Source organism: Pedobacter sp. AJM, from assembly GCF_002197755.1.
In the GTDB taxonomy this organism is placed as follows: Bacteria; Bacteroidota; Bacteroidia; order Sphingobacteriales; family Sphingobacteriaceae; genus Pedobacter.
The window spans coordinates 541,080-556,024 of sequence record NZ_NHOT01000003.1; the positions used below are offsets into that span (position 1 = coordinate 541,080).

Annotated in this window: 15 protein-coding genes; 8 read left to right on the plus strand and 7 right to left on the minus strand. The window is 38.0% G+C overall.

Annotated features, from left to right (window positions below):
* Window positions 1-6: 6 nt before the first annotated feature.
* From CBW18_RS08085 to ispE, 4 genes are all read right to left on the minus strand, one after another.
* On the minus strand, window positions 7-726 hold the full coding sequence (locus CBW18_RS08085; protein WP_088300792.1) for a pirin family protein: 720 nt from the start codon (window positions 724-726) through the stop codon (window positions 7-9).
* 169 nt (window positions 727-895) lie between these two features.
* Window positions 896-2,065 carry an O-succinylhomoserine sulfhydrylase gene (locus tag CBW18_RS08090; protein WP_088300793.1) on the minus strand — a complete coding sequence of 390 codons (1,170 nt, stop codon included), beginning with the start codon at window positions 2,063-2,065 and terminating at the stop codon, window positions 896-898.
* 89 nt (window positions 2,066-2,154) lie between these two features.
* Window positions 2,155-2,574 (minus strand): OsmC family protein, encoded by a 420-nt coding sequence (locus CBW18_RS08095; protein ID WP_088300794.1) that lies wholly within the window; start codon window positions 2,572-2,574, stop codon window positions 2,155-2,157.
* A gap of 154 nt (window positions 2,575-2,728) precedes the next feature.
* On the minus strand, window positions 2,729-3,532 hold the full coding sequence (ispE, locus tag CBW18_RS08100; protein ID WP_088300795.1) for a 4-(cytidine 5'-diphospho)-2-C-methyl-D-erythritol kinase: 804 nt from the start codon (window positions 3,530-3,532) through the stop codon (window positions 2,729-2,731).
* Between the two features lie 238 nt (window positions 3,533-3,770).
* Between ispE and CBW18_RS08105 the strand changes: the two genes are divergently transcribed.
* The 7 genes from CBW18_RS08105 to CBW18_RS08140 all read left to right on the plus strand — a co-directional run bounded on the left by CBW18_RS08105 (window position 3,771) and on the right by CBW18_RS08140 (window position 11,463).
* Window positions 3,771-4,565 (plus strand): thymidylate synthase, encoded by a 795-nt coding sequence (locus CBW18_RS08105; protein WP_088300796.1) that lies wholly within the window; start codon window positions 3,771-3,773, stop codon window positions 4,563-4,565.
* 44 nt (window positions 4,566-4,609) lie between these two features.
* Window positions 4,610-4,813 (plus strand): hypothetical protein, encoded by a 204-nt coding sequence (locus tag CBW18_RS08110; RefSeq protein WP_088300797.1) that lies wholly within the window; start codon window positions 4,610-4,612, stop codon window positions 4,811-4,813.
* A gap of 1 nt (window position 4,814) precedes the next feature.
* A complete protein-coding gene (locus CBW18_RS08115; protein ID WP_088300798.1) occupies window positions 4,815-5,087 on the plus strand; it encodes a type II toxin-antitoxin system YafQ family toxin in 273 nt (90 codons plus the stop codon).
* A 12-nt stretch (window positions 5,088-5,099) separates the two neighbouring features.
* On the plus strand, window positions 5,100-5,588 hold the full coding sequence (locus tag CBW18_RS08120; protein WP_088300799.1) for a dihydrofolate reductase: 489 nt from the start codon (window positions 5,100-5,102) through the stop codon (window positions 5,586-5,588).
* A 429-nt stretch (window positions 5,589-6,017) separates the two neighbouring features.
* Window positions 6,018-8,999, plus strand: a complete 2,982-nt coding sequence (secDF, locus tag CBW18_RS08130) for a protein translocase subunit SecDF (RefSeq protein WP_088300801.1) — start codon at window positions 6,018-6,020, stop codon at window positions 8,997-8,999.
* Between the two features lie 160 nt (window positions 9,000-9,159).
* On the plus strand, window positions 9,160-10,491 hold the full coding sequence (locus CBW18_RS08135; RefSeq protein ID WP_088300802.1) for an NAD(P)/FAD-dependent oxidoreductase: 1,332 nt from the start codon (window positions 9,160-9,162) through the stop codon (window positions 10,489-10,491).
* A gap of 111 nt (window positions 10,492-10,602) precedes the next feature.
* Complete coding sequence (locus tag CBW18_RS08140) at window positions 10,603-11,463, plus strand: hydroxymethylglutaryl-CoA lyase (protein WP_088300803.1); 861 nt, start codon at window positions 10,603-10,605, stop codon at window positions 11,461-11,463.
* Window positions 11,464-11,590: 127 nt separating this feature from the next.
* Here the strand turns inward: CBW18_RS08140 and CBW18_RS08145 are convergent, their stop codons facing one another.
* From CBW18_RS08145 to fbaA, 3 genes are all read right to left on the minus strand, one after another.
* A complete protein-coding gene (locus CBW18_RS08145) occupies window positions 11,591-12,013 on the minus strand; it encodes a GNAT family N-acetyltransferase (RefSeq protein WP_088300804.1) in 423 nt (140 codons plus the stop codon).
* The gene (locus CBW18_RS08150) at window positions 12,013-12,486 is read right to left on the minus strand and encodes a low affinity iron permease family protein (RefSeq protein ID WP_088300805.1); all 474 of its coding nucleotides are present in this window, start codon (window positions 12,484-12,486) and stop codon (window positions 12,013-12,015) included. Before CBW18_RS08150 ends, CBW18_RS08145 begins: the two co-directional genes overlap by 1 nt.
* Window positions 12,487-12,627: 141 nt before the next feature.
* Window positions 12,628-13,707 (minus strand): class II fructose-bisphosphate aldolase, encoded by a 1,080-nt coding sequence (gene fbaA / locus CBW18_RS08155; protein ID WP_088300806.1) that lies wholly within the window; start codon window positions 13,705-13,707, stop codon window positions 12,628-12,630.
* 206 nt (window positions 13,708-13,913) lie between these two features.
* Here fbaA and accD point away from each other — a divergent pair, with 206 nt between their 5' ends.
* On the plus strand, window positions 13,914-14,759 hold the full coding sequence (gene accD / locus CBW18_RS08160; RefSeq protein WP_088300807.1) for an acetyl-CoA carboxylase, carboxyltransferase subunit beta: 846 nt from the start codon (window positions 13,914-13,916) through the stop codon (window positions 14,757-14,759).
* Window positions 14,760-14,945 lie beyond the last annotated feature (186 nt).

The following is a 14,945-nucleotide window of genomic DNA, read 5'->3' on the forward strand; positions in this document are numbered from 1 at the left end:
CTTAAATTATAATTCCATCGGAACATCCATTAACAATACTTCTGCATCTGCAGAAATTGCTTTGAAGTTGATTCCGTCTGTATCCCAAATACCGATGGCATCTCTTCTGCTTAATGTTTGCCCGTTAATGGTTACTTCCCCACTAATGACGAAAGCATAAACACCATTCCCCTCTTTTTTGATTTTATATTCTGTTTCAAAGCCTTCATCAAATTTACCTAATGAAAACCAGGCATCCTGATGAATCCAGACATTATCATCTTCACTATTCGGAGATAAAATCTGCTGGAAGTTGTTTTGACGTGCAGTAACATCTAAAGCCCTTTGATCATAACGTGGTGTTACATTTTTCTTATTCGGAAATAACCAGATCTGTAATAAATTCAACTGCACATCAGGCAAAGCATTAAATTCACTATGACTCACCCCTGTACCGGCACTCATCACCTGAATTTCACCTGCTTTGATTTCTGCGGTATTACCCATACTATCTTGATGCGCAATGGCACCAGCTAATGGAATGGTAATGATCTCCATGTTATCATGTGGATGTGCGCCGAACCCCATTCCACCGTCAATTAAGTCATCATTTAAAACTCTTAAAACGCCAAAGTGCATTCTTTCAGGATTGTAATAGTTCGCAAAGCTGAATGAGTGGTGAGCGTCTAACCATCCATGATTGGCATGGCCCCTGGTGTTTTCTTTGTACAAAATAAACTGTGACATAAATTTCCTTTCTTGTTTATGATACAAATTTACTTCAGGTTTAACCACTGTACATTGATGTAGGGTAAGAAAGTCTTCAGTCTGAAGCCTGGAGTCTTTTTAAAATTCAATAACAAAAAAAGCGGCATAAAAATGAATTTCATACCGCTTTGATTATTTTAATTCGCTATTATGCTTTCAATGCCTGTTCAATATCAGCTAAAATATCATTGATGTGCTCCAAACCTATTGACAAGCGAATAGATCCCTGCTCAATACCAACGATATTCCGTTCTTCTTCAGTCAATTTGCTATGCGTACTGGTTGCAGGATGCGTGGCAATAGACCGTGTATCTGCAAGGTTTGCAGAGATGGAAAACATTTTCAGGCCATCCATAAACTTACGGGCACCTTCTACACCGCCTTCAACAACGATGGTTACGATACCACCACCCTGTTTCATTTGCTTTTTAGCAATTTCATATTGTGGGTGAGAGGGTAAAAAGGGATATTTAACCAGTTTGATTTTAGGATGCTTTTCTAAATATTCAGCAACTTTTAAAGCACTTTCACAATGGCGATCCATCCGCACAGCCAGGGTTTCTAAACTTTTAGACAAAATCCAGGCATTAAATGGAGATAAAGCCGGACCACTGTGGCGGGCAAACCCTATAACCTCTGCTATCAGTTCCTTATTACCTAAGATGATACCACCCAATACGCGTCCTTGTCCATCAATGTACTTTGTAGCCGAATGGATAGAAATGTGTGCACCTAACGCAATTGGCTGTTGCAAATATGGCGTTGCAAAACAATTATCGACTACTAAAAGTTGATGGTGTTTTTTGGCTAAATTGCCCAGGAAAGCCAGATCAATAATATCAATACCTGGATTAGACGGTGTTTCAACGAAAATCATTTTGGTGTTCGGCTTAATCAAAGCCTCCCAGTCTTCTGGTTTATCTAAATCGGCGTAATCAAAGGTTACCCCCCATTTAGAAAAAACATTGGTTAACAACTGGTGTGTAGATCCAAAAACAGAACGACTGGAGACAATATGATCGCCGGCTTTTAAGAAAGCACCAAATGTGGTGAAAATAGCCGCCATGCCAGTTGCCGTAGCAAAACCATCTTCTGCACCTTCCAGCAGACACATTTTTTCTATAAATTCTGAGGTATTAGGATTGGAATAACGACTGTAAACATTCCCTTCTTTTTCATTGGCGAATAACGCCCGCATTTCTTCAGCATCATCAAACTTATAACTGGAGGTAAGATAAATTGGCGCAGAATGCTCCTTATGTAAACTTCGTTCGGTTTGCGTGCGAATGGCTATGGTTTCAAAATTTTCGGATTTCATTTTATGCTGAGATATGAGTATTGAGATGTGGGCTGCTAGATTTGAGATAGGACATTTACTCCGTAAACCCTATACCTTAAACCTCCATCCTACACCTTATTTATTTTATAAGTAAAATTAATTTTTGCTGAGCGGCCTAAAATATTTGATACGGAACAATATTTATCGAAAGTCATGGCCAGGGCGCGTTCTACTTTTGTTGTACTTAAATCGCCATATAAGTCGAAGTGAATATCGATTTGATCAAAAATCGGTGGCATCTCTTCATCTTTTCTGGTGGCGTTGATGGCAATTTTAATATCATCCAGAGGCTCTTTTTGTTTCGTTAGCACATTCACCATGTCAATGCCGCTGCATCCTCCAAGTCCCACTAAAAGCATTTCCATTGGCCTGAAACCTTTACCCTCACCACCAATGGCAGTCTTTGCGTCCAATTCTACAGTGAAACCGCTTTCATTTTCTGCCTCAAAATTAAATTTACCGCTTTTGCGGATGAGATTTATGTTCATATTAATAGTATCGAGATGTCAGATTTGAGATATTAGATATGAGACATTTCAAACGCCTTAAACCATCTATCTTCCAACCTTCTACCTTAATTTAAATTTATTATTTAATACCCTAATGTTTTGCTATTCGAACACCATGCGCCATGCGCTCAGCTTAAATACCATAAAATACTAAGTTGTTTTTTTCCAGTTCCTGCAGTTTAACAGGTTTGTTAAAAATGGCAAAAACCGACGAGCCGCTGCCACTCATTAAAGCGAATGTTGCGCCTGCATCGTATAAACTGGTTTTTATTTGATGAATTTGGGGATACCTCGCGAATACCGATGGTTCGAAATCGTTGATAACCTTATCTTTCCATGTTGTTGGCGACAAATGTATGATTTCTTTTAAAGATTGCAAAGGCTTTTGAGGTTTTACCAGAGCATAAGCATCAGCGGTGCTAACATGTATAGGCGGCTTTACCAGAACTTTAAACCAGCCTGATAAGTCAACTTCGCATTTTTCAAATTCATCTCCCTTGTTAAAAGCGTAGACAGGTTTATTTTCTATAAAAAAAGCGCAATCAGCACCTAACCTGCGGGCATAATCTTCCATTTGATTCACAGATAAACCCAAATTAAACTTTTCGTTGATCAGTTTAATGACGAAGGCGCAATCTGCTGATCCACCGCCCAAACCAGCACCCACGGGGATGTTTTTCAGGAGGTTAATCTGCTGCGCAGGAATATTATAGTCATTCTTAATCAATTGGTACGCGCTAAAACACAGGTTATCATTCGCCTCTCCGGGAATATCTATACCATAAATTTTGCATGATGTTTCTGTGGCATCTACAATTTCTACAGCGTCTTTAATATCAATCGGATAAAAAACAGTTTCGAGATTATGATAACCATCGGCCCGTTTCTCGGTGATATTTAAACCTAAGTTAATTTTTGCGTTTGGAAAGGATAACATTTTAGTCTGGAGTCTTTAGTCGTAAGCCTGGAGTCCCTAATTACAGAAAGCAGCAACGATCCCCAATGCAAACATACATGGTTACGTTTTGATAACAAAGTATTCAAAAGTAAACAGGTAATGAAAATGTTAAAAAGCGCATATTGTCAGCAACTAAACCCTTCTTCTTTTGATAAATTTCACATATTTGTACCTGATAATTTATTCACGATTAAAAGCCTACTTGGGTTTAGGGTATATGAAACAATATTTAGATTTAATGCAGCATGTGCTGGATAACGGTGCTCAAAAGCATGATCGTACAGGAACTGGAACCATCAGTGTTTTTGGTTATCAGATGCGTTTTAACCTGCAGGAGGGTTTTCCGATGGTTACCACAAAAAAGCTGCACTTAAAATCGATTATCCATGAATTGATCTGGTTTTTAACGGGAGATACCAATATTAAATATTTGAAAGACAATGGTGTTCGCATCTGGGATGAATGGGCAGATGCAGATGGAAACCTGGGGCCGGTTTACGGTTCGCAATGGAGAAGCTGGCCAACGCCTGATGGACAACACATTGATCAGATCACCAATATCATCAATACCATTAAAAACAATCCTGATTCACGCAGGATTATTGTGTCGGCCTGGAATGTAGCAGAGATTGAAAATATGGCCCTTCCGCCTTGCCATGCCTTCTTTCAATTTTACGTAGCTGACGGGAAGTTAAGTTGTCAGTTATACCAACGCAGTGCTGATATCTTTCTTGGCGTTCCTTTTAATATTGCATCGTATGCTTTATTAACCATGATGGTGGCACAGGTTTGCGGCTTGGAAGCAGGCGATTTCGTGCATACCCTAGGTGATGCACATTTATACAATAATCATATTGAACAAGCCAATCTTCAATTGAGCAGAGCACCAAAGCCGTTACCTAGGATGAAAATTAATCCTGACGTAAAAAGTATCTTCGATTTTAAATTTGAAGATTTTACATTGGAAAATTACGAAGCACATCCTCATATTAAAGGAATTGTGGCGGTATAATCAATACAAACAATTAATGGTTAAAAGAATTATTATATTTGTATATGGAAACTTTTTCAATTAGTGTACCCGATAAAAAAAGCAGTTTAGTGAAACAGCTTTTAAAGGAATTAGGTGTAGTAATTAATACTGAATCAGCTAAAAGCCCGAATAAAACCACACGCACATCTATGGCAAAAACAAGCAAGGGTGAAGGTCTTACAAAATCTTCGAGCCATGAAGATTTAATGCTGAAGTTAAATTCATAGTATGTACGAAATATCTTTTTCAAATCAATTTAAAAAAGATTATAAACGTTGCATCAAAAGAAATTATGATATTTCTCTTTTAGAGGTAACTCTGAAAATATTGAGAGAAACTGGCAAGCTACCATCAAACTATAAGCCGCACATTTTAAGTGGAAATTATGCTGGTTTTTGGGAATGCCATATCAAGGGAGATTGGTTAATGACCTGGCTCCAGGATGATATTAAAAAAGAAATTTACCTTGACAGGCTTGGTACTCATTCAGACTTATTTTAATCATTATCAACAATGACCATTGCAATCGCTGTTGCCATAGGCGAAAACCTCGAAATTGGCAAAAACAATCAACTCTTATGGCACATGCCGGCAGATTTAAAGTTTTTTAAACAAACAACATCCGGACATACCATAGTAATGGGCCGCAAAACATTCGATTCTGTTGGTAAACCGTTACCTAACCGCAGAAACATTGTGATTACCAGAGATGCGTTGCTAAAAATTGATGGTGCCGAAGTAGTGAACAGCTTAGATGAAGCCCTAAAAATTACCCAAAATGAAGAAAAGCCGGTTTTCATCGTAGGTGGTGCTGAAATTTATCGCCAGGCTTTACCGAAAACAGATACGCTTTATTTAACCACGATTCATCATACTTTCGATGCAGACACTTTTTTCCCTGAAATTAACCGAAGCGAATGGGAAGTGGTAAGCAGAGAGCCCCATCAGGCGGATGAAAAAAACAAATACGATTATACTTTCGAGGTTTTAAAAAGGAAATAGTTTTATCAGCTACAGAGATTTTCACAGAAAACGCTGAGCATTTAATGAGGTAAGACAAACTTCTTTCCTGAAAAGTTGGAAATAGCTGTGCCTGGCAATGATGATGTTGTATTCCACTTAGCCGGAAACAGAAATACTTTCCCAGCCAAGCTAAACCCGACATCAGCGGCAGCCCCGGTTTTTTCTACCGGGCTACAGCGTTTGGCGGGGCCGAACCCAAAACAAATGCTGCTGTTCTTGCTTTCCAAACGATTCAGCCGGAATAATTGAACATTAAAATGGATTCAACGTAACGATTGCATCCGTATTACTCCCTCTTAAAAATTAATCTTAATAAATTATCAATTAAGGGGTTCTATAAATTAAAAATTTAATTAGATTTGCCGACTTGTTAAAAAACAGCGAAAGACAAATTATTTTAAACAAACAATGCAAGGAAAAGGTTTTATTAAGTTTATAGCGATAGTTTTAGCTATCGTTTGTGCGTATGCGCTCTCTTTTACTTTGGTAGCATCCAATGTAGAAAAAGCCGCCAAAGACTATGCGAAGGGTGATCTGGCTAAAGAAAAAGCTTATTTAGATTCAATGAGCACCGAAAAAGTTTATCCCGTTGTTGGATTTACTTATGGTGAAGTTAAAGCTAAAGAGATTAATTTAGGTTTAGACTTAAAAGGTGGTATGAACGTAACGATGGAGATATCGTTAGCTGAATTGGTTAAATCATTAGCGGGCAACCCTACTGATGCTAACTTTAACAAAGCCGTTCAAAATGCACAAATTCAATTAAACGCCGGTGGTAAAGATTACATCAAAATTTTTGTTGATGAATTCGAAAAATTAAGCCCGGGTGTTAAACTTGCAGATTATTTTTCTAACCAGGATAATGCCTCTCAGTTAAAACCTAGCGCAAGCAATAACGAAGTTGAATCTTTCCTTGAAAAGGAAGCAACCAGCGCTATTGACCGCTCATTTACCGTTTTACGTTCACGTATTGATGGTTTTGGTGTGGTGAGTCCGAACATGCAAAAACAAGAAGGCAGCAATCGTATCTTAATCGAGATGCCAGGTGTTCAGGATAAAGAACGTATCGCTAAGCTTTTACAAGGATCTGCTGAATTGCAATTCTGGCAGGTATATCAGGTACAGGAAGTTGTTCCTTTGCTTGAAAACATTAACAAAACATTGGCTGTAACATTAAAGGCTGATGCTCCGGCAACAGCTAAAGATACTACAGCTGCTCCTGCAGGTGGTAAATTAGCTGGTTTAGAAAAAGCTGCTGCTAAAGATACCACAGCCAAAGGTGGAAAACTTGCCGGTTTAGGTAAAAAAGATTCAACTGCTGCAAAAGCAGAACTGGCCAAATCAAATCCATTATATGCTGTGCTTAGCCTTCCTGTTTATCAGGGAGAAAACGGACAACAACAATTAATGCCTGGTGCTGTTGTTGGGATGTCTCTTCAAAAAGATACGGCTAAAGTTAATTCATATTTAAGAATACCTGAGGTTGCTGCTGCTATTCCTTCTACCATGAAGTTTATGTGGAGCGTTAAACCTAGAGAAGGCTCAAAAGTTTTCGAACTTTATGCTATCAAAGCGGTTAGCGCGGATGGTAAACCTGATTTAGGTGGTGAAGCCATCAGTGATTCGAAAGATGATTTCGATCAAAAAGGTAAACCAGAAGTAACCATGTACATGACCAGCGAAGGTGCTGCAAAATGGAAAAAAATTACGGCTGAAGCTGCTGCTGATCCAAATAATAAAAAATCCATTGCCATTGTATTAGATAACCAGGTTTATTCTGCCCCTACCGTTCAGAATGAAATTGCAGGTGGTGTTTCTTCCATTACAGGTAACTTTACACAAGCAGATACTAAAGATTTATCAAATATCTTAAAAGCAGGTAAATTACCAGCTCCGGCACGTATTGCAGGTAGCTACGTAGTGGGTCCTACTTTGGGTGCACAAGCTATTCATGATGGTTTAATCTCTTTCGTGATTGCCTTTATTGTGATCTTAATCTTCATGGCGTTATATTATCACCGTGCAGGTTGGGTAGCTAACTTTGCGTTGTTAATCAACTTATTCTTTATCATCGGTATCCTGGTATCACTTGGTGCAGTGTTAACCTTACCTGGTATCGCCGGTATCGTACTCACCATTGGTTTGTCAGTAGATGCAAACATCCTGATTTTCGAACGGGTACGTGAAGAACTAGCTTTAGGCAAAAATATTCCTACTGCAATTAAAGAAGGTTTCAAACATGCTATGCCGTCTATCTTGGATGCGAACATTACCGTATTCATTTTGGGTGCCATTCTTTATGCATTCGGTAGCGGACCTGTTCAGGGTTTCGCCACAACATTGTGTATTGGTATTCTTTCTTCGTTATTTGCCGCTGTTGCGATTTCAAGAGTGGTATTTGAGTCGATGTTGGATCGTAAAATTGAAATCAGCTTCGATAATAACTTCACCCGTAATGCATTCAAAAATCTGGCTTTTAATTTCGTAGGTCGCCGTAAAATATATTATGTAATCTCTACCATCATCATTGTGGCTGGTATTGGCATGTATTTCAAAAATGGTGGTTTAAACCTTGGTGTAGACTTTAAAGGTGGCAGAACTTATTTAGTTCACTTTGATAATGCAGTAAATACAGAAGACTTAAAATCAAAATTAACGCCTGTTTTTGGAAATGAAACACCAGAGGTTAAAACTGCTGGTGAAGATAACCAAGTAAAAATCACTACTACTTTCCACATTGAAGATCAGGATATCAAAACTGATAAAGTGGTTGAAGATGCTTTAAATAAAGGTTTAGCTGGATCTAAGTATGAGGTGGTAAGCTCACAAAAGGTAACACCTATTATTGCCAGTGATATTGTAAATGGCGCATTTTATGCCGTATTGATCTCTTGTATCTTCATGTTTATCTACATCGTAGTGCGATTCAAAAAATGGCAGTATGGTTTAGGTGCTGTACTTGCATTGGCGCATGATGTTTTAATGGTATTATCTTTCTACACGATTCTAGATGGTGTGATGCCATTCTCATTAGAAATCGGCCAGGATTTTATTGCAGCCATTTTAACCGTAATGGGTTATACCATGACAGAAACTGTTGTTGTATTTGATCGTATCCGCGAGAAACTAAAAGAATCTGGTAAAGAGGATTTACATGGTGAAGAACGTAATCAATTAATTAATTTCGCATTAAACAGTACATTAAGTCGTACCATTTTGACTTCATTAACGGTATTCTTTGTGTTATTGGTGATCTTTATTTTTGGCGGTGATAGCATCCGTGGATTTATCTTCGCCTTATTGATTGGCCGTATCATTGGTACTTATTCATCATTATGTATCTCTACTCCTATCGTAATTGACTTGGGTAGTTCTGCAGAAAAAAAATAAGATTTTAATATCTTGAATATACGAGCGCTCCGATAATCGGAGCGCTTTTTTTTTGTATCATCTTCTCAATATCATATTCATTGATATCCCTGTCAAAACTTCAATACTTAAACCTTTTGGGTCTCTTTTTGTTAGATTAGCAAACAAAAAAGCATAGAGAATGGATTTACAACTTCCTAAAAGTGAATACCCGAGAGTAGTAATTATTGGTGGTGGATTTGGCGGAATTGAGCTGGCTAAACGACTGAAAAACAAACCTTTTCAAGTGGTGATGTTGGATAAACATAATTACCACACCTTTCAGCCATTGCTTTATCAGGTAGCTACCGGCGGACTTGAAGCTGAGTCTATTGCTTTTCCACTCCGAAAAATATTTAAAGGACAGAAAAACCTGATTTTCAGGGTAGCAAAAGTTACCGAAATAAATGCCGTAAAAAATTGCCTTAAAACCGATATCGGTGAAATCAGTTACGATTATCTGGTTTTGGCTACCGGATCTACCAGTAATTTTTTTGGCAACACCGAAATTGAACAAAATTCGATGCCAATGAAATCCATTCCAGAGGCACTGGATTTAAGAAGTTTAATTTTGCAGAATTTTGAAAAGTCGTTGATAGAAACTGATTTTGATAAGAAAAGTGCACTACTTAACTTTGTTGTAGTAGGTGGTGGACCAACAGGCGTGGAGACTTCCGGTGCAATTGCAGAGCTTAAAAAACATGTTATCCCAAATGATTATCCTGAAATGGATTTGAATCAGGTAAACATTTATCTGATTGAAAATTCACCCGAACTATTGGGACCCATGTCGCCTCAGGCCCAGGCTAAATCAAAAGAGTTTTTAACTGAAATGGGTGTGCGGGTGATGAATGAAACCAGGGTATTGGGCTATGATGGATTTACGCTTACTTTACAGGATAAGGCCCCAGTTTTAAGTTCTACCGTAATCTGGAGCGCAGGTGTTAAGGGTCAGCTGATTCCAGGCCTTGATCTGGCAGAAGTTGTTAGAGGAGGCAGATTAAAAACGGATGCACAAAACCTGATTGTAGGCTATCAAAATATCTATGCTATTGGCGATGTAGCCTCCATTATTGATGAGGAAACGCCAAACGGACATCCGGGCGTTGCACCGGTTGCCATTCAACAAGGTCATCATTTAGCAAAAAACCTGGTTAATATCATTGAAAACAAACCCCTAGAAAAATTTAAGTATTTTGATAAGGGTTCAATGGCTACTGTAGGTAGAAACAAAGCTGTTGTAGACATAGGAAAAATTCGTTTTCAGGGCGTTTTTGCATGGTTTACCTGGATGTTTGTCCACCTGATGACTCTCGTAGGCTTTAGAAATAAAATTATTGTTTTTGTGAATTGGCTATGGAGTTATTTTAGTTACGATAGAGGAACCCGGTTAATCATTAGAACTTTTGCTAAAGACAGAAGTGTGGATTATAGAACAGAAAATGCTCAGGTGAAAGATGAAGTTAGTCATTAGTCATTAGTCATTAGTCATTAGTGAAAACTTTTAGTATCAGAAACGGTTTGCTTTACTTCTTTTCTTTGCGATAAACTTTATGCACTTTGCGGTTAAATAACCTGTAAAACCATGAGCCTAAAAAATATTAAATTAGTGGAATGTCCGCGTGATGCGATGCAGGGTTTGCATCATTTCGTTCCAACCGAACTGAAATCAGCATATTTAAACCTACTGCTTCAGGTTGGGTTTGACACATTAGATTTTGGTAGTTTTGTTTCGCCCAAAGCCATTCCGCAAATGGCAGATACGCAGCAGGTATTAGAAAACTTAGATTTATCGCTTACTTCAACCAAACTTCTGGCTATTGTAGCCAATTTAAGGGGGGTAGAAAGTGCTGTACAACATCAAGCAATTGATTATCTGGGTTTTCCTTTTTCTATCTCAGAAACCTTTCAACAGCGAAATACCAATTCAAGTATTGAGCAATCACTAAGCACCGTTGAAGATATGCTGGCTTTATGTGCCAAAAATAATAAAAAAGCAGTTGTATATCTATCAATGGGTTTTGGAAACCCTTATGGTGATGAATGGAACGATGAAATTGTAGAAAAATGGACGGATATTTTAGTGGATAAAGGTGTAGGAATTATTTCCTTAGCGGATACAGTTGGCATTTCAACTCCCGAAAAGATAAATCATATCTTACCGAAGTTAATTTCCAGGTTTAGCAATATAGAAATTGGTATCCATCTACACTCCACTCCTGCTGAAAGGTTTGAAAAAATTGAAGCAGCCTATCATTCGGGCGTAAAAAGAATTGATTCAGCATTGAAAGGCTTCGGTGGCTGCCCAATGGCTGCTGATGACCTTACAGGTAACATAGCTACAGAAGATGTAATTGCCTATTTAAATGACAAAGGAGAAAATTTGAATCTAAATATGGATAAGTGGAAGGAGGCGATGGTTTTATCCGGAAAAATATTTGGGTAGTTTTCAGCTTCACGTCATTGCGAGGCACGAAGCAATCCTACAACTGCGGGTAGGGAAATAAATTTATATGATAGCGATCGCATTAAGATTGCTTCGTGCCTCGCAAAGACGATTTATCTTTCTAATTTTAAACCTTCTTCACCATTTTAAAGTGCTGAATTCCAGCCTCCTCAAATTGCTCTCCCTCGGCCACGAAACCAAATTTCGCATATAAACTCATGGCATCTAACTGTGAGTTCAGGTAAATATAATGGGCATCTTCCGGTAAATCAGATAAGGCTTCGGCAATTAATGCACGTCCTACGCCCTGTCCTCTAAAATCTTTCAGTACTGCAAACCGCTCTAATTTATATCCCGCATCAGTTTTTCTCCAGCGACAGGCACCACAAGGCTGACCATTATGTGTGGCTAGAAAATGTATTGATTCCTCTTCATATTCCCATTCCAATTCCGGCGGGCAATTCTGCTCATCTACGAATACAATTTTACGTATCGCAAATACTTTATCCAATTCCTCAGGATGGATAACTTTCTGAACCTGCAAACTCATTATTTCTGGTGTTTAAAATGTTTATTCTTTTCTAACTTCAACTCATTTAATGCTTCAGCCACATCAATAGAGTGCGAACAGTGAATATCGGCCTCTTTTTTGGCAAGTGCAGCAATTGTAACGTAAAATTTATGCAGTTGATCAAGCTCTTTTTCACTTAAATCTTCAATATCTACCATCCGGTTGCTGGCGCCCTGCTGGGCAGCTATCAGTTCATTTAATTTTAATTGGATCGCCTTCCCATCTTTGTTCTGCGCTTTCTGAATCAGAAATACCATTAAAAAAGTGATGATGGTTGTTCCGGTATTAATCACCAGCTGCCAGGTTTCAGAATAATGAAAAACCGGACCTGTCACCGCCCATAAAATTACAATGGCTGTTGCTGCGATAAAAGCAACCGAGCTGCCTGTAAATTTCGTTGCGGCATTGGCAAACTGCTCAAAAAAGTTATTATCGTTTTTAGATTTTTTCATCAGATAATGTTTGCTTAAAAGTAACTATAAAAACAAACAAAAGCGCCATCAGTTTTTAAACCAATGGCGCTTTTGTTTGATTATTGAATGAATGATTCTTAAATGACTGAATAGGTATTCAATATTAAAAATCCAATTTGTTTACAACTTATCATTTGCATTAATGCAATTCAAATCTTCAAATGCAGCAGTTAAACGCTTAACGAATGTTTCCTCACCTTTACGTAACCAAACACGTGGATCGTAATATTTTTTATTTGGTTTATCATCACCATCAGGATTACCAATCTGACCTTGAAGAAAAGCTTCATTCTTTTTGTAATATTCTAAAATACCCTCCCAAAATGCCCATTGCATATCGGTATCGATATTCATTTTAATGGCACCATAAGAAATGGCTTCTCTGATTTCTTCCTGAGAAGAACCAGAGCCACCGTGAAACACAAAGTTAATTGGTTTCTCAGCAGATAAACTGAATTTCTCTTTAACGAAATCCTGAGAGTTTTTCAAAATAACCGGCTGTAATTTTACGTTACCTGGTTTGTACACACCATGAACGTTACCAAAAGCTGCAGCTACTGTAAAACGTGGTGATACTTTGCTTAATTCTTCATAAGCATAAGCCACTTCACTTGGCTGAGTATATAATTTTGAACTATCTACATCACTGTTATCCACACCGTCTTCTTCACCACCGGTAACTCCTAATTCAATTTCAATCGTCATGTTCATTTTAGACATGCGCGCTAAATATTTTGCAGAGATTTCCATGTTTTCTTCGATAGATTCTTCAGAAAGATCCAACATATGTGAAGAAAATAAAGGTTTACCTGTTTCAGCGAAGAATTTTTCACCGTGATCTAAAAGGCCGTCAATCCAAGGCAACAATTTTTTAGCGGCATGGTCAGTATGTAAAACCACGGCAACACCATAATGTTCTGCCAATAAATGTACATGCTTAGCTGCAGATACTGCACCTAAAATACATGCCTGTAATTTCTCATTATCTAAAGATTTACCTGCGTAAAATTGCGCACCACCATTAGACAGTTGAATCATAACAGGCGAATTTACTGCCTTAGCAGTTTCCAATACCGCGTTAACCGTATTTGTACCGGTTACATTTACCGCTGGTAAAGCAAACTGATGTTTTTTAGCCTGCTCAAACAATTCTTGAACGGCATCTCCGTAAATTACGCCTTTGTAGCCTTTTAAACTCATCTCTTGTTAATTTTATTAAGTCCGAAGTTATAAAAAAAAATAACATTACAAGCTTTTGTAACAACAGAATTATTTGCCTTACAATAGAATAAGGGCTATTTAGTGTATAAAACACATTATCCTTAGTGTAGAAAACACACTAAATAGAAATACTTGAGTTAAAATAATTTTTCGTTTCTTTGCAGTCCAATTCTTTAAAAAATTATATGGCCTGGTTTAAGAGAGAAAATAAAGGTATTATTACCACAACAGAAGAGAAGAAAGAGGCACCGGATGGTGTGTGGAATAAGTGTCCGAACTGTAAAAAACCGCTACATCAAACAGAATTGCAGGAAAACAAATATGTTTGCCATTACTGCAATTACCATTTGAGGGTAGGTTCAAAAGAATATTTCGAAGTATTGTTCGACAATAATGAGTTTAAAGAACTTTTTGCCAACTTAACTTCTGGCGATCCTTTGAATTTCAATGATAATAAACCTTATACGGATAGAATCGTAGAAAGCCAGGCAAAAACCGGACTTAAAGATGCCATTCGTGCAGGTGTGGGCAAAATTGAAGGTCAGGAATTAGTAATTGCCTGCATGGACTTTGCTTTCATTGGCGGATCGATGGGCTCGGTAGTGGGTGAAAAAATTGCTCGTTCAATTGATTACTCGATCAAACATAAGGTTCCCTTCCTGATGATTTCAAAGTCTGGTGGTGCCCGAATGATGGAAGCTGCATTTTCATTGATGCAGATGGCCAAAACATCCGCAAAACTGGCCTTGTTAAGCCAGGCAAAAATTCCATACATTTCTTTATTGACAGACCCAACTACTGGTGGCGTAACAGCCTCATATGCCATGCTTGGCGATATCAATATTGCAGAACCAGGTGCTTTAATCGGCTTTGCCGGCCCAAGGGTAATCAAAGAAACCATTAAAAAGGATTTACCAAAAGGCTTTCAAACTTCAGAATTTGTGCTCGAACATGGTTTCCTTGATTTTATTGTAGACAGAAGGGCGATGAAAGCTAAATTAGGCGCTTTTATCAAGATGATGAATAATTAAATTGGTTCAATAGTCATTGGTTTATTAGCGTAAATCGCCTGATAAATAAATGCCAAAATGACCATAACTATAATAAGAAAAGCAGGGCTTGAATAAATCGGTGAATTCAGTCCTGCTTTTTGTTTCAAGTCCTCGCTGCGCTGCGGGCTTTCCACTTCAATCAGGTTTATCTTGCAGTGGTTCAGT

What these genes read in the sequence shown, in the direction of transcription:
- CBW18_RS08115 (WP_088300798.1), top strand. Translation starts at nt 4,815, where the DNA reads ATGTACGAAATATCTTTTTCAAATCAATTTAAAAAAGATTATAAACGT.
- ispE (WP_088300795.1), bottom strand. Translation starts at nt 3,532, where the DNA reads ATGTTATCCTTTCCAAACGCAAAAATTAACTTAGGTTTAAATATCACC.
- CBW18_RS08145 (WP_088300804.1), bottom strand. Translation starts at nt 12,013, where the DNA reads ATGAGTTTGCAGGTTCAGAAAGTTATCCATCCTGAGGAATTGGATAAA.
- CBW18_RS08090 (WP_088300793.1), bottom strand. Translation starts at nt 2,065, where the DNA reads ATGAAATCCGAAAATTTTGAAACCATAGCCATTCGCACGCAAACCGAA.
- CBW18_RS08150 (WP_088300805.1), bottom strand. Translation starts at nt 12,486, where the DNA reads ATGAAAAAATCTAAAAACGATAATAACTTTTTTGAGCAGTTTGCCAAT.
- accD (WP_088300807.1), top strand. Translation starts at nt 13,914, where the DNA reads ATGGCCTGGTTTAAGAGAGAAAATAAAGGTATTATTACCACAACAGAA.
- CBW18_RS08095 (WP_088300794.1), bottom strand. Translation starts at nt 2,574, where the DNA reads ATGAACATAAATCTCATCCGCAAAAGCGGTAAATTTAATTTTGAGGCA.
- secDF (WP_088300801.1), top strand. Translation starts at nt 6,018, where the DNA reads ATGCAAGGAAAAGGTTTTATTAAGTTTATAGCGATAGTTTTAGCTATC.
- fbaA (WP_088300806.1), bottom strand. Translation starts at nt 13,707, where the DNA reads ATGAGTTTAAAAGGCTACAAAGGCGTAATTTACGGAGATGCCGTTCAA.
- CBW18_RS08085 (WP_088300792.1), bottom strand. Translation starts at nt 726, where the DNA reads ATGTCACAGTTTATTTTGTACAAAGAAAACACCAGGGGCCATGCCAAT.
- CBW18_RS08105 (WP_088300796.1), top strand. Translation starts at nt 3,771, where the DNA reads ATGAAACAATATTTAGATTTAATGCAGCATGTGCTGGATAACGGTGCT.
- CBW18_RS08110 (WP_088300797.1), top strand. Translation starts at nt 4,610, where the DNA reads ATGGAAACTTTTTCAATTAGTGTACCCGATAAAAAAAGCAGTTTAGTG.
- CBW18_RS08135 (WP_088300802.1), top strand. Translation starts at nt 9,160, where the DNA reads ATGGATTTACAACTTCCTAAAAGTGAATACCCGAGAGTAGTAATTATT.
- CBW18_RS08140 (WP_088300803.1), top strand. Translation starts at nt 10,603, where the DNA reads ATGAGCCTAAAAAATATTAAATTAGTGGAATGTCCGCGTGATGCGATG.
- CBW18_RS08120 (WP_088300799.1), top strand. Translation starts at nt 5,100, where the DNA reads ATGACCATTGCAATCGCTGTTGCCATAGGCGAAAACCTCGAAATTGGC.